The 13,435-nt window shown below is 72.9% G+C and carries 12 protein-coding genes; 5 read left to right on the top strand and 7 right to left on the bottom strand.

Annotation, left to right across the window (positions count from 1 at the left end; all coding sequences use genetic code 11):
- Positions 1-85: 85 nt before the first annotated feature.
- Positions 86-1,585, bottom strand: a complete 1,500-nt coding sequence (locus tag OG776_RS33510) for an SCO1417 family MocR-like transcription factor (protein ID WP_148007881.1) — start codon at positions 1,583-1,585, stop codon at positions 86-88.
- Positions 1,586-1,699: 114 nt separating this feature from the next.
- Here OG776_RS33510 and yczE point away from each other — a divergent pair, with 114 nt between their 5' ends.
- From yczE to OG776_RS33490, 4 genes are all read left to right on the top strand, one after another.
- Positions 1,700-2,389 (top strand): membrane protein YczE, encoded by a 690-nt coding sequence (gene yczE, locus OG776_RS33505; RefSeq protein WP_261994407.1) that lies wholly within the window; start codon positions 1,700-1,702, stop codon positions 2,387-2,389.
- Entirely contained in the window at positions 2,386-3,153 is a 768-nt protein-coding gene (locus OG776_RS33500; RefSeq protein WP_148007880.1) for a glycerophosphodiester phosphodiesterase, read from the top strand. The genes yczE and OG776_RS33500 overlap by 4 nt, the downstream gene beginning before the upstream one ends.
- A gap of 65 nt (positions 3,154-3,218) precedes the next feature.
- Positions 3,219-4,568 (top strand): MFS transporter, encoded by a 1,350-nt coding sequence (locus tag OG776_RS33495; RefSeq protein ID WP_148007879.1) that lies wholly within the window; start codon positions 3,219-3,221, stop codon positions 4,566-4,568.
- A gap of 255 nt (positions 4,569-4,823) precedes the next feature.
- The gene (locus tag OG776_RS33490; RefSeq protein ID WP_003977404.1) at positions 4,824-5,198 is read left to right on the top strand and encodes an RNA polymerase-binding protein RbpA; all 375 of its coding nucleotides are present in this window, start codon (positions 4,824-4,826) and stop codon (positions 5,196-5,198) included.
- Positions 5,199-5,683: 485 nt separating this feature from the next.
- On the opposite strand, the gene fxsA is transcribed toward OG776_RS33490, so the two are convergent.
- The 4 genes from fxsA to OG776_RS33470 form a co-directional block, all read right to left on the bottom strand.
- Positions 5,684-6,256, bottom strand: coding sequence for an FxsA family membrane protein (gene fxsA / locus OG776_RS33485; RefSeq protein ID WP_148007878.1), 573 nt, complete (start codon positions 6,254-6,256; stop codon positions 5,684-5,686).
- Positions 6,257-6,364: 108 nt separating this feature from the next.
- Complete coding sequence (locus OG776_RS33480; protein WP_148007877.1) at positions 6,365-7,159, bottom strand: polyprenol monophosphomannose synthase; 795 nt, start codon at positions 7,157-7,159, stop codon at positions 6,365-6,367.
- A gap of 534 nt (positions 7,160-7,693) precedes the next feature.
- On the bottom strand, positions 7,694-9,316 hold the full coding sequence (locus OG776_RS33475; RefSeq protein ID WP_148007876.1) for an amidohydrolase: 1,623 nt from the start codon (positions 9,314-9,316) through the stop codon (positions 7,694-7,696).
- A gap of 70 nt (positions 9,317-9,386) precedes the next feature.
- Positions 9,387-9,827: an Lrp/AsnC family transcriptional regulator gene (locus OG776_RS33470; RefSeq protein WP_148007875.1), complete on the bottom strand. Its 441-nt coding sequence runs from the start codon at positions 9,825-9,827 to the stop codon at positions 9,387-9,389.
- Between the two features lie 267 nt (positions 9,828-10,094).
- Between OG776_RS33470 and OG776_RS33465 the strand changes: the two genes are divergently transcribed.
- Positions 10,095-10,526, top strand: a complete 432-nt coding sequence (locus tag OG776_RS33465) for a hypothetical protein (RefSeq protein ID WP_148007874.1) — start codon at positions 10,095-10,097, stop codon at positions 10,524-10,526.
- A 13-nt stretch (positions 10,527-10,539) separates the two neighbouring features.
- Here the strand turns inward: OG776_RS33465 and OG776_RS33460 are convergent, their stop codons facing one another.
- The gene (locus tag OG776_RS33460) at positions 10,540-11,652 is read right to left on the bottom strand and encodes a phosphotransferase family protein (RefSeq protein ID WP_148007873.1); all 1,113 of its coding nucleotides are present in this window, start codon (positions 11,650-11,652) and stop codon (positions 10,540-10,542) included.
- A 29-nt stretch (positions 11,653-11,681) separates the two neighbouring features.
- Positions 11,682-12,809 carry a hypothetical protein gene (locus OG776_RS33455; RefSeq protein WP_329323005.1) on the bottom strand — a complete coding sequence of 376 codons (1,128 nt, stop codon included), beginning with the start codon at positions 12,807-12,809 and terminating at the stop codon, positions 11,682-11,684.
- Positions 12,810-13,435: the final 626 nt, after the last annotated feature.

The raw sequence follows: 13,435 nt of genomic DNA, 5'->3' as shown, positions 1-13,435 counted from the left end.
ACCCGCGGCCGCACCGGACCACCCGCCCGGCGCTGCCGCCGTCAAGCCACCCCGCTCCGGCACCACTTGATCCGGACGACGGCCCTCAGGCCACGAACGTGCGAGGACCCTCGCTCCCCGCGCTCGCCCCCGTCTCCACCAGCCGTGCCGCCGCGGCCAGCCGGACCGCCGCCTCCTCCGCTACCGCGCCGCCCACCGTGAACGGCAGCCGTACATAGCCCTCGAAGGCCCCGTCCACCCCGAAGCGCGGCCCGGACGGCACCCGTACGCCCACCCGTTCACCCACTTCGGCGAGCCGCGACCCCGACAGCCCCCCGGTGCGCACCCACAGCGTCAGCCCGCCCCGCGGGACCGAGAACTCCCAGTCGGGCAGCTCCCGGCGCACGGCGGCGACCAGCGCGTCCCGGTTCTCCCGGGCCTGCTCCCGCCGGATCGCCACCGCCTGGTCCCAGCCGCCCGTGCTCAGCAGCCAGTTCACGGCCAGCTGCTCCAGCACGGGCGTGCCGAGGTCGGCGTACGCGCGCGCGGCGACGAGACTGCGGATCACATCGGGGGCGGCCCGCACCCAGCCGATGCGCATCCCCGCCCAGAAGGCCTTGCTGGCCGACCCGACAGTGATCACCGTGGACCCGGCGGGGTCGAAGCCGCACACGGGGCGGGGCATGGCGACCCCGTCCTCCAGGTACAGCTCGCTCATCGTCTCGTCGACCACCAGGACCGTCCCCGCGGAACGGGCCGCGTCCACCAGCCGGCGACGCTGGTCCTCGTCCGCGAGGGCTCCCGTCGGATTGTGGAAGTCGGCCACGACATAGGCGAGCCGGGGCGCCGCGTCGCGCAGGACCTGCCGCCAGCGGTCCATGTCCCACCCGGCGAGTCCCTCCGCCATGGCCACGGGCACCAGCCGTGCCCCGGCCTCCCGCATCAGCTGGAGGATGTTGGCGTACGAGGGCGACTCGACGGCGATGCGCTCGCCGCGCCCGGCGAAGAGATGGCAGATGGCGTCGATCGCGCCCATCGCACCGGTGGTCACCATGATCTGTTCGGGCATGGTCGGGATGCCGCGCCTCGTGTACCCCTCCGCGATCATCGCGCGCAGCGCGGGCAGCCCCGCCGGGTAGTCGCCGTGCGTGTGCGCGTACGGGGGCAGTTCCTCCAGGGCGCCCTGCACGGCACGGGTGAGCCAGGGTTCGGGTGCGGGAAGCGACGCGCAGCCGAGGTCGATCATGGAACCGAGGGCCTCCGGCGGCAGCGGCTCCAGACCGCGTGCGGGCAGCGGGTTCCCGGCGGGCACGGCGGTCCAGCTGCCGGCTCCCCTGCGCGACTCCAGGAAGCCCTCGCCGCGCAGCGCCTCGTAGGCCGCCGCGACCGTCGTGCGGCTGACGGACAGGGCCAGCGCGAGTTCGCGCTCGGCGGGCAGCCGCGCGGCGACCGGTACCCGGCCCTCCAGCACGAGCAGCCGTACGCCGTCGGCGAGCGCGCGGTAGGCGGGCGGCCGCCGGGTCCCCGGCCCCGAGGGGCGTTCCTGCTGGGAGTTGAGCAGCCGGGCGAGCTGCGCGGCCCCCATCGCCGATGTCCACTGCGCCATTGCTTCCAGTCCACCTTCCTCGGATTGGCCTTGGATGGCGTCCTCCATCAAGCCACAGAATGGCACGTGCCAGGCCACTGGCACCACCACACGCACCACCCAGGGGGGCACGTCATGTCCACACCGGCCGACTCCACACCAGCCAACGGTCCTGACACCGGCGGACGCCTCCCGCTGCGGCTGGTCCAGCTGTACGCCGGGCTCGCGCTGTACGGCGCCAGTTCCGCCCTGCTCGTGGAGGCGGGACTCGGCCTGGAGCCCTGGAACGTGCTGCACCAGGGGCTGGCGGAGCTGACCGGACTGACGATCGGCGTGGTGTCGATCTTCGTGGGCGCGGCGGTCCTGCTCCTGTGGATCCCGCTGCGTCAACGGCCGGGCCTCGGCACGGTCTCGAACGTCTTCGTGGTCGGCCTCGCGATGGACGGCACGCTCGCCCTGGTGCCGGACGCGCACGCGCTGGCGGTCCGCGTCCCGCTGATGCTGGCGGGCATCGTCCTGAACGGACTCGCGACGGGTCTCTACATCTCCGCCCGTTTCGGCCCGGGCCCGCGCGACGGGCTGATGACGGGGCTGCACCGGCGTACGGGCCGCTCGATCCGGCTGGTGCGCACGGTCCTCGAGGTCGCCGTGGTCGCGACCGGTTTCGTGCTCGGCGGCACGGTCGGCGTCGGGACGCTGCTCTACGCCGTCGCGATCGGCCCGCTCGCCCAGTTCTTCCTGCGGATGTTCGCCGTCCGCCGGGCACCTGGCGGCAGCACGGTCGTTGCCGCCGGTCAACCGGAGGGCGCGATACTTCCAGGGTGAGCACGCGCATACGCCATCCGTACCTGGACCACCCCGGCCCGATCGCCTTCGCCCATCGCGGCGGGGCGGCGGACGGCCTGGAGAACACCGTCGCCCAGTTCCGGCGGGCGGTGGCGACGGGCTACCGCTACATCGAGACGGACGTGCACGCGACGGCGGACGGCAGGCTCGTCGCCTTCCACGACGCGACCCTGGACCGGGTGACGGACGGCGCGGGCCGCATCGCGGACCTCTCGTGGGAGGACGTGAGCCAGGCGCGCGTGGCGGGCGAGGAACCGGTGCCCCTCTTCGAGGAACTCCTCGAGACCTTTCCCGGAGTGCGCTGGAACGTGGACGTCAAGGCGGAACCCGCCCTGCACCCCCTGCTCAACCTCATCGGACGCACGGACGCCTGGGACCGCGTCTGCGTCGGTTCCTTCTCCGAGGCCCGGGTCTTCCGCGCCCAGCGCCTGGCCGGCCCCCGCCTGGCCACGTCCTACGGCACCAAGGGCGTCCTGGGGCTGCGGCTGCGGTCGTACGGCATACCGGCCGCCCTGCGCGACTCGGCGATCGCCGCCCAGGTGCCCGAGTCTCAGTCGGGTGTGCCCGTCGTCGACCGGCGCTTCGTGCGCGCCGCCCACGCGCGCGGCCTGCAGGTCCACGTCTGGACGGTGAACGATCCCGATCGCATGCACCGGCTCCTGGACCTGGGAGTCGATGGCATCATGACCGATCACATCGACACGCTGCGCAGGGTCCTGGAGGACCGGGGCACCTGGGCCTGAGCCCTCGCGCGGTCCGTCCGGCGTGTCCGTACAACGATCGTCCAGCGGGAAGCGAGGGAGCACGGGTGCGCACCGACACCGTGCGGGCACAGGTGGCCGACGAGGCCGCCGAACGACGCCGCGAGCAGCGCGGCTGGTACTTCTACGACTGGGCCTGCTCCGTCTACTCGACGAGCGTGCTCACCGTCTTCCTGGGCCCCTATCTGACGGCCGTCGCCAAGCACGCTGCGGACGCGGACGGATTCGTCCACCCGCTCGGGATACCGATCCGGGCCGGCTCCTTCTTCGCCTACACGGTCTCCGCCTCCGTCATCCTGTCCATCCTCGTGATGCCGATGGCCGGCGCCGCGGCAGACCGCACGGGACGCAAGAAGCCGCTGCTCGCCGCCTCCGCGTACCTCGGCGCGGCGGCCACGACGGGCATGTTCTTCCTGGACGGGGACCGCTATCTGCTCGGCGGTCTGCTCCTGGTCGTGGCCAACGCCTCGGTGGCCGTCTCGATGGTCCTCTACAACTCCTACCTGCCGCAGATCGCGCCGCCCGAGGAGCGGGACGCCGTCTCGTCGCGCGGCTGGGCCTTCGGCTACGCGGCGGGTTCCCTGGTCCTGATCGCCGATCTCGTCCTGTTCACGGCCCACGACTCCTTCGGTGTCTCGGAGGCGACGGCCGTCCGCATCTGCCTGTCGTCGGCCGGCCTCTGGTGGGGCGCCTTCACGCTCGTCCCGCTCAGGCGGCTGCGCGACCGCCGTACGGCCCCCGGCGACAGGACACCCGCGCACGGATGGCGGCAGCTGGCGGCCACCGTGCGCGACATGCGCGGCAAACCGCTCACCCTCTCCTTCCTGTTCGCCTATCTGGTCTACAACGACGGCATCCAGACGGTGATCTCGCAGGCCTCGGTGTACGGGTCCGAGGAACTCGGCCTGAGCCAGTCGACGCTCATCGTCGCCGTGCTGCTCGTGCAGGTGCTCGCGGTCGGGGGCGCCCTGGGCATGGGGCGGCTGGCGCGTGCGTACGGGGCCAAACGGACCATTCTCGGTTCACTCGTCGCGTGGACGGTGACCCTGGCCGCCGGGTACTTCCTGCCGGCCGGCGCGCCGGTGTGGTTCTTCGTCCTCGCCGCCGGCATCGGCCTGGTCCTGGGCGGCAGCCAGGCCCTGTCGCGCTCCCTGTTCTCGCATCTCGTGCCGGCCGGCAAGGAGGCCGAGTACTTCTCGGCGTACGAGATGAGCGACCGGGGGATGAGTTGGCTGGGCCCGCTTCTGTTCGGTTTGACCTACCAGCTGACGGGAAGTTACCGGGACGCGATCATCTCGCTCGTGGCCTTCTTCGTCATCGGATTCGGGCTGCTCGCGAGGGTCCCGGTGCGGCAGGCGATCCGCGACGCGGGAAATCCCGTACCCGACAGGATTTAGCACCTGAGGCCAAAGGACGGTAGTGTACGCGTTTGGCCTGCCAGGCGTACCGTTACTGCGCGTCAAAGATACTGAAGCGTTGGGTGACATCTGCTGCCAGATGTGACAAACCGGGTGTCGGTGGGTACAACAAGGGGCGGCTACGACGGCGACGCATGACCCGGAACGGGAATCTTTACCGCCGACCGGACGTTGACCGGATGACGACGACAGCGACACCTGTCCTGTGGGCGACAAGCCCGGGAGGCACGATTCATGAGTGAGCGAGCTCTTCGCGGCACGCGCCTCGTGGTGACCAGCTACGAGACGGACCGCGGCATCGACCTGGCCCCGCGCCAGGCCGTGGAGTACGCATGCGAGAAGGGGCACCGGTTTGAGATGCCCTTCTCGGTCGAGGCGGAGATCCCGCCGGAGTGGGAGTGCAAGGTCTGCGGGGCCCAGGCACTCCTGGTGGACGGCGACGGCCCTGAGGAAAAGAAGGCCAAGCCCGCGCGTACGCATTGGGACATGCTGATGGAACGGCGCACCCGCGAGGAACTCGAAGAGGTCCTCGAGGAGCGCCTGGCCGTTCTGCGCTCCGGCGCGATGAACATCGCGGTGCATCCGCGGGACAGCCGCAAGTCCGCGTAGTCCCTCCGGGGACTGGGTGGCATACACCGCACGCCGAGACCGCGGGCCCCGTACGTTCTTCGTACGGGGCCCGCGGTCTCGTGCGTTGTGGCACACGGACACCACGACGGAGGCACGGGAGCGCCATCGGGGCCGGCCGGGCCGCTCCCCGCGGGGGCCGGGCACTCGCCGGCCGACCCCCGTTCCCTGAGGGACCGCGCCGCGGCGGTATCACCCGGACGGGTTCACTCCCGGCGTGCCGGACGTCCGCGTTCACCCCGGCCGGGGCGTTCAGGAGCCGGGTTGACCGGCGCGCGTCCACGCGGCCGGGGCTGGTCGGCCCGGCCGGCCCTCATCACCTCGACCGGCCGACCGGCCCGTCGAGGACGGATGCCCGGGGCCCTTTCCCTCAGCCCGGTCCAGGCCGGTCGACCCACCCGCCGGGGAACCGGTGCCCGCGCGGGCCCGGTACCCCCGGGCCCGTCAGCCCTCGGCCCCTCGGCCCCTCAGCCCGTCAGGGGACGGTGCGGGGTCGGGTCCGCCGGGCCCCGCGGGGTGTCGTCCCGGATGACCTCGCCCTGGACCACCTTGCCGTCCGGACGGTGGATGCGTGCCTGCTGGAAGGCGTCTCCGACGCTGCCGGGGGCGGCCAGGCGGATCCGGCGTTCGACGGCGCGCTCGGTGTACCGGCTCAGGGCCTTCTGGACGGGCGGGATCAGCAGGAGGAGGCCCACGGCGTCCGAGACGAGGCCGGGCAGCATCAGCAGCAGGCCGCCGAGCATCATCAGCCCGTTGCCCTCGCCGCCGCCCGTGGGGGCCACGCCGCTCTGCTGCTGTTGCAGCGTCTCGCTGAGGTTGCGGAAGGCACGGCGCCCGGCCCGCTTGACGATCACGGAACCGAGCAGGAACCCGGCCACCAGCAGGAGCAGGACCGCGAAGCCGCTCGCCGCCCCCGCCACCACGGTAAGCAGCCAGATCTCCAGCACCAGCCAGGCGGCGATGCCGAGCGGCAGGTACCTGCGCAGCGCGGACCGCCGCGGTCGGGCGGGGCGCGGGGAAGTCGGTGTGCCAGTCGTCATGCACCCAGTGTGCCTGGGCACGCCTCAGTACGGGATAAGCGGATGATCAGCGCTTTCCCCGGCGCGCGACACGGCTCAGTCGGTCCCCCGGCAGACCTCCGCCGGACCTTACGCGGACGGCTTGCGTCCGGTGATCCGGCCGACCCGCTCCCCCACGCCCCAGGTGGTGACCCGCCACAGCGCTTCCACCAGGATGTCCCGGCTCATCTTGGAGTCACCGAGTTCACGCTCGACGAAGGTGATGGGCACCTCCACGACGTGGTAGCCGGCCTTCACGGCCCGCCGCGCGAGGTCCACCTGGAAGCAGTACCCCTGGGACGCGACCTCGCCGAGTCCGAGACCCTCCAGGGTCTCCCGCCGGAAGGCCCGGAACCCACCGGTGACGTCCCGGATGGGGACGTCGAGCATGAGCCGGGAGTACATGCTGCCGCCGCGCGAGATGAACTCGCGGGACTTGGGCCAGTTCACCACCCGGCCGCCCGGCACCCAGCGCGAGCCGAGCACCAGGTCGGCGCCCTTCAGCGCGGTGAGCAGCCGGGGCAGCTCCTCCGGCTGGTGCGAACCGTCCGCGTCCATCTCGATCAGGACGCCGTACCCGTGCTCCAGCCCCCAGCGGAAGCCGGCCAGATACGCGGCGCCCAGCCCTTCCTTGCCCTTGCGGTGCAGGACCTGGACATGGTCGTCCTCGGCGGCCAGCTCGTCGGCCAACTTGCCCGTGCCGTCCGGGCTGTTGTCGTCCGCCACCAGGACGTGCGCATCGGGCACCGAGGCCCGCACCCGGCCGACGATCTTCTTGATGTTCTCCGCCTCGTTGTAGGTCGGAATGATCACCAAGGCCGTGCCGAGTGGGCCGAACCGCCTCGCCTGGGCTCCTGCCGCGAGGGTCCCGTCGCCGTCGTTCACTGCTGCCCCTTCAAGTCCGTACGCAGGGGTCCACCATAGTGGCCCCGGCCTGCGCTGACGCGTCGGTGCGCCAGACAGGGGTGTCGATTCGACAAGAACCGGGTAAGAGCGCCCTTCCCGCGCCGGAGAACCGCGTCTGCGGATGGGGGCCCGGCGCCCTTCGGGCCGACCAGGGACCCGCTGGCTGCGGGTCGACCGAAAGCCGTTGTCTACTGGACGTCCGGGCCCCACCCGGGTCACACCCTGCCGACAGGCGTGAACGTTCCCCCGCCGTGGCGCCGCCGCTGAGCCTGGCTCGGCGGTGCGCCGGTGCGGCACACCGCCCCTGACCCAGCGGCGCTCCGGCGACTGTCTGGAAGTTCTCCGGTCGGACGTCCGGTGGTGGACCCGGCCGAACCTACCGGCCCCTTGCGGCTGGCTGTCAACACTCGTCTGAACTGCGGGTTTTCCCTCTTCGGCCCGGTCGGAGAAGAGGATGCGCAGGTCGCGCGACGGGACGGCGGCGGTCGATCACCACCCTGCCGCCCTGCGAGATCACTCGCCCGGCCGTACGAAGACCGTCCGTCCGCCCACGACGGTGCGCAGGCAGACGGGCAGGTCACCGCCGGGGCTCAGGTCGGGCAGTCCCGGGGTGCCGGAGCGGGGGTCCGTGGACCAGCGGGCCACCCGGTCGTCGGGGGCCTGCACCACCAGTTCCTCGGTGCGCCACACCGCGTAGTCCGCGGGTGCGCCCGGCACCAGGACCCCCGCGTCGTCGCGTCCGATCGCGCGCCAGCCGCCGCGCGTGTGCGCCGTGAAGGCGGCCCGCACCGACACCCGGTGCTCCGGGGTGCGGTGGAAGGCCGCCGCCCGGACGGTGCCCCACGGATCGAGGGGGGTGACCGGGCTGTCGGAGCCGAAGGCGAGCGGCACACCGGTGCGCAGCAGGGCCGCCAGCGGATTGAGGGTGCGGGCCCGCTCCGTCCCGAGACGCTGGGCGTACATGCCGTCCTCGCCGCCCCAGAGCGCGTCGAAGGCGGGCTGCACGGAGGCGGTGAGGCCGAACTCCGCGAAGGAGGCGATGGTCTCCGGCGTCAGCATCTCGGCGTGCTCGACACGGTGCCGGGCGGCCCGCACGCGCGCCAGACCGATCTTCTCCGCCGCCGCCCGCACCCCCTCGGTCACCGAGGTCACGGCGGCGTCCCCGATGGCGTGGAAGCCCGCCTGGAGGCCCGCCTCGGTGCAGGCGATCACATGGGCGGCCACGTCGGCGTCGTCCAGGTACGCGGTGCCGGTGTGTGCCGCGTCGGCGTAGGGCTGGTGCAGACAGGCGGTGTACGAGCCGAGGGAGCCGTCGACGAAGAGGTCGCCCGCGGCGCCGGCCGCGCCCAGTGAGCGGGCCCTCGCCACGCCCTCCTCGCCCTGCTCGGCCCAGTAGCCGACGACCCGGGGGCCGCGCTCCTCGGCGGCGAGCCGCAGCAGGCCGGTGAGGTCGTCCTCGGAGGAGATCTCCGGGCCCGCGCACTCGTGCACCGAGCCGATGCCCAGGGAGGCGGCGTGCGCGAGGGCCGCGCGCTGGGCCTCGGTGCGCTGCGCCGCGGTGACGGCGCCGAGGGCCGCGGCCCGGACGGCGTGGTGGGCGTCGCGGGTCAGCGGGCCGTCCTGGTATCCGGGGCGTCCGGTGACTCCGGGGACCAGGTCCAGGAGCGCGGTGGTGACCACGGCGGAGTGCACGTCGATACGGGAGAGGTAGAGCGGGCGGCCGCCGGCGGCCTCGTCCAGCTCGGCGCGCGTCGGGGGGCGCCCGCCGGGCCAGCGGGCCGCGTCCCAGCCGTGCCCGAGCAGGACCCGGTCGGCGGGGCGGGCGGCGGCGAAGTCGCGTACGAGGGCGAGAGCGGCTTCCAGGGAGGGCGCGTCACTCAGGTCGAGGCCGGTGAGCGCGAGACCGGTGGCGGTGGTGTGCACATGGGCGTCGGTGAAGGCCGGGGTGACCAGCGCGCCTTCCAGGTCCACGACCTCGGCGACCCCGTCGGCGAAGGCGTCGGCGGCGCCCTCCGAGCCGACCCAGGCGATCTGACCGCGTTCGACGACCATCGCGGTGGCGAAGGGATCGGCGGGGCTGTGGACTTCTCCACCGCGCAGCAGCACGGTGTCGGACGGGGCGGTGCGCTCACTCATGGGGAACAGTCTCGCGCCTGCCGGATGCCGGCCGTCGCCCGGGTGGGCACCGGGCGGTCGCGCGGGTGGATCAGATGCGCGGCGGCCGCGCCTCGTACGGCGTGGACAGGACCACCGTCGTCCGGGTCGACACGCCCGCGAGGGTGCGCAGCCGGGCCAGCAGCTCCTCCAGTTCGTGCGGGGTGGCGACCCGTACCTTGAGGATGTAGTTCTCGTCGCCCGCGACGCTGTGGCAGGCCTCCAGTTCCGGCACGTCCGCGAGGCGTTCCGCGATGTCGTCCGGGGCGCTCGGGTCGAACGGTTTCACCGAGATGAAGGCGGTCAGGGGCAGTCCCACGGCCTCCGGGTCGACGACCGCCGCGTAGCCGCGGATCACGCCGCGCTGCTCCAGGCGGCGCACCCGTTGGTGCACGGCGGACGTGGAAAGGCCCGTGGCCTTGCCCAGGTCGGTGTAACTCATCCGCCCGTCTGCGACGAGCAGCTGCACGATCTGTCGGTCCAGCTCCTCCATGGCGCAAGAACCTACAGTGCGCCCGAACCCGCCGGATACCTCAGCAGTGCAGGTCATGCCCGGTTCGTGATGTGCGCGGGAGCGGGCCGCGGGACACCCGGGGGACAAATCCACCGTGCGGGGCATCTGCGGGCGGCATGTGACGAAGGACACAGTGTCCCGACCGGGTCCGTGATGTTCTCGTGATTACCGCGGATACGGGGCGGGAAATGCTTGCTGTGGTCGAGGCCGCAGCGCCTTGTCGGCCCACCCGAGGGGGAGAAATCCATGCAGAGTCTCAAGCGCCCTGGCCGCACCGCGTCCAAGCGGCAGCAGCCCGTCGTCGAACCGGAGCCGGAGGGCGTCGACGCACTCGACGACGACGACTTCGACGCCTACGACACCTTCGAGATGGTCCGGGTGATCTGCCCGGACTGCGCGCAGCCCATCGCGCTGCTGGCGGACGAGGAGGTCCTGCCGGAGCACGCGCTGTGCGCCTCGCCGTGGAACCCGTTCGGGCTCACGGTCTGTGCGGGCACGGGCCGTTCCGCGGCCGACGCGCGGTCGGCCGACGAGTCGATGGAGCTTCAGGAGCAGGACACCGCGCTCCTGTTGACGCTCCCTCAGGGCCTCGACTGGCGGACGCAGCCCTTCTCGCACGTCGGCGGCCCGGGGTCGCGCCCGATGCGGGTCCCCGAGATGCGGCGCCAGGCGGCCTGAGCCGCGCGAGCGCTCAGCGGCCGGCCTCCGGGCCCTCCCAGTAGCCGCCCCGCACCATGGCCCGCAGGCTGTCGTGGTGCAGGATCAGGGTGTCCGGGTCCGGGGGGACGGCGATCTCGCCGAAGTGCACCTGGCGGTAGGCGATGCGCAGCATGACGACAGCGTGCCGCAGGGCCGCGTACAGCGTGTAGAAGTCCATGTCGCGCGGTGGCCGGCCGGTGAGTTCGGCGTAGCGCCGCTCCACGCGGTCGCGGCGCAGGAACCCGGGCAGCCCGCGCTGGCCGAAGCTCACGGTGAGGTCCTGGAAGAAGCGGTGCAGATAGACGGTCCAGCCGAGGTCGACCTCGCGCGGGGCGAGCGCCGCCATCTCCCAGTCGAGGACGGCCGCGGGTTCGAAGCCGTCGTAGACGACGTTCCCGATCCGCGCGTCACCCCAGTTGAGCACGGTCTCGCCCTCGTCGCGCGGCCACAGGTCGCCGAGCCGGTCGAAGGCGCTCTCGATGAGGGGTGAGCGCGGGCGGCCGTCGACGACCCAGGCGTAGTAGGCGCGTTGGGCCTCGACGTGCCGTCGCAGCGGGCTGCCGTCGCCGGGAAGGGCCAGGAACTCCGCTGCGGCCGGGGGCACTTGGTCGTGGAGGCGGGCGAGGAGTCCGACCGACGCGTCCTCCAGCCGTGCACGCTCCCGGTCGCTCGCCGCGTGCAGCCAGTTGCCTTCGTACGTGTACGGTATGACGTCGGGCGGTACGCGCCCCTCGACCCGATCCATCACGAAGAAGGGTGCGCCGAGCGGGCCGGGGTCCTCCTCCAGCCACAGGACCCGGGGGACCGGAAGGTCGGAGTGCTCGGCGACCAGCCGCATGGTGCGGTACTGACGCGGCAGGTCGTACACCGGAAAGACGGTGTACGCGGCCGGGTCCGCCGCCAGTCTCAACGCGCAGCGCCGCAGCGGTGGTTCGGGGTGCTCGATGTCGAACAGCAGGGTCTCGCTGGACATCCCGTTGGAGGCGGGGACGGTGAGGTGCGCCGCCCTGGCGCCGGGGAGACGCGCGTCGAGCCAGGCGGTCAGCCGCCGGCCGAGTTCGTCCCGGTCGCGGGTGGTCGTGCGCGGGCGGGGTGCCGTGGCCATGTCCACTCCCTTCGGGCCGCGTCCGGGGGTCAGGGCGCGACCGAGTCGAATCCGGTGAAGCCGCTCGGGTCGTGCCGGCCGAACGAGCCGTGCTCGAAGATCCCGTGTCCGACCTGGCCGTCCAGCGTGCAGCGGGCGGCGTGGTCGACGACCCCGTACGCGGCGCGCCGGTGGGCTGCCGGGTCGGAGAGGTCGTAGGTGCGGCGGTCGGTCCACCCGCGCCCGCGCCAGGTGCCGTGCTGCCAGTCGTCGGCGGGCGGATAGCCGGCCCCCACGGCGAGGGGCGAGGAGGTGAGGACCTCGACGTCCAGGCGCAGTGGCGCCCGGTCCCGGGGCCGGGTGAGGTGGATGACGGCGGAGGTGGGCCGGCGGGTGCCCGACCGGTAGGTGATGTCCGCCTGGGGCCAGCCGAGTTGGAGGTCGCGCCTGCCGTCGCGGACGAGCGTGGCGTCGTTCAGCACCCGGTGACCGTCGGCGTCCTCCTGGAGGACGACCATCAGGAACCGGTCCTCGAACCGGACCGGGCACCACACCCAGTGGAATCCCTCCGCGGGACGCTCCTCCGCGTACCTGCCGCCCTCCTCGCCCGGGACCGGCCGCACGCCCCAACTCCGGTCGCGGGTACCGGTCCACCGGCCCGGGGTCAGACGTGTCCCCTCGCCGCCCTGCCGGATCCAGCCCTCGCAGTGGCCCGCCTGCACGAAGCGTCTCCCCTCCAGGGTGAGCCGGCCGCCGTGCCGCTGGAGGTGGTGCGGTTCCCAGAGCGCGGGGAAGTCCGCCGTCCAGGTGATCTCGTACGACAGTCCGTCGGGGTCGTCGGGGGCGGCCGCGCAGCTCAGCACGAACTCCTTCAGGGGGCGCTCTACGCGGATCCGCAACGGGCCCACGGCCAGTTCCGTACGGTCGTCCCCGAGCGCGTCCGAGGCCCGCACGGCGTGCAGGAGGTTCCCCCGCCGGAGGGTGGCGTACGCGTCGATCACCCCGAGGTTCGGATAGACCCCGAGTCCCGCGATGAGCAAGGCCCTTCCCCGGTGGTCGAGGACGTGGAAGATGTAGCGGTCGTACGCGTTGCGGTCGCCGGTCGCGACGTGCTTCATGGACAGGGGCACCTGGTGCACGGGGTACTCGTCGAGGGCGACGGGGCGGTCGTCGGACATGGCGGGCCTCCCTGAAGGCACGGCAGTCGGCCTCCGGACGGAGAAGTGCGGGCCTCCGGCACGGCATTTGACGGTACGTCAGATGAGAGTCCGGGGCCAGACGCCGGACCCCGCCCCGGACGGACCGCGCCGCCGGACGGCACCCTTCGCGCGGACCGGTCGCGACGCCCCGAACGAGCCGGTCGCGAACGCACGCCCGATTGCGCGGGCCGGTGACCTGTCCCGCCACCCGCGCGTTGCCCCGGCATGACCCCCACCCAAGCGGCGACCGGCCGTGGGCGCCACGCCTTCGCCCCCGCCACGGAAGAATCGGTTCGGCAGATCGCCCCGCCACCCCCACCGGCCCCGGATCCCCCCATCTACCGCGCCTTGCTGCGCACCTGGGCCGACCGCGGCCGGACACTGCCGGGGCTGCACGATCCCGAGTGGATCCGCCTCGCGACGCCTCCGCCCGGCCCGTACCGGATCAACGCGGGGCGGGACCGGGACCCGCGAGGCGACACACGCTGACCGCCCGCCGGCCCCGACGGGCACCTTCGGGCGGTCCACGGCCGGAAGATCCGGGGCCGGGAGATCCGGGGCGCCGGATACTGGTCCGAACCATTGACTCAATGGTCTAGTCCTCT

Source organism: Streptomyces sp. NBC_01689 (genome assembly GCF_036250675.1).
Classification (GTDB): domain Bacteria; phylum Actinomycetota; class Actinomycetes; order Streptomycetales; family Streptomycetaceae; genus Streptomyces.
This window is presented reverse-complemented; position numbering and strand designations above follow the sequence as displayed.

Coding starts and splice junctions, on each gene's coding strand:
- OG776_RS33510 (WP_148007881.1), bottom strand. CDS start 1,585: ATGGCGCAGTGGACATCGGCGATGGGGGCCGCGCAGCTCGCCCGGCTG.
- yczE (WP_261994407.1), top strand. CDS start 1,700: ATGTCCACACCGGCCGACTCCACACCAGCCAACGGTCCTGACACCGGC.
- OG776_RS33490 (WP_003977404.1), top strand. CDS start 4,824: ATGAGTGAGCGAGCTCTTCGCGGCACGCGCCTCGTGGTGACCAGCTAC.
- fxsA (WP_148007878.1), bottom strand. CDS start 6,256: ATGACGACTGGCACACCGACTTCCCCGCGCCCCGCCCGACCGCGGCGG.
- OG776_RS33475 (WP_148007876.1), bottom strand. CDS start 9,316: ATGAGTGAGCGCACCGCCCCGTCCGACACCGTGCTGCTGCGCGGTGGA.
- OG776_RS33470 (WP_148007875.1), bottom strand. CDS start 9,827: ATGGAGGAGCTGGACCGACAGATCGTGCAGCTGCTCGTCGCAGACGGG.
- OG776_RS33465 (WP_148007874.1), top strand. CDS start 10,095: ATGCAGAGTCTCAAGCGCCCTGGCCGCACCGCGTCCAAGCGGCAGCAG.
- OG776_RS33460 (WP_148007873.1), bottom strand. CDS start 11,652: ATGGCCACGGCACCCCGCCCGCGCACGACCACCCGCGACCGGGACGAA.
- OG776_RS33455 (WP_329323005.1), bottom strand. CDS start 12,809: ATGTCCGACGACCGCCCCGTCGCCCTCGACGAGTACCCCGTGCACCAG.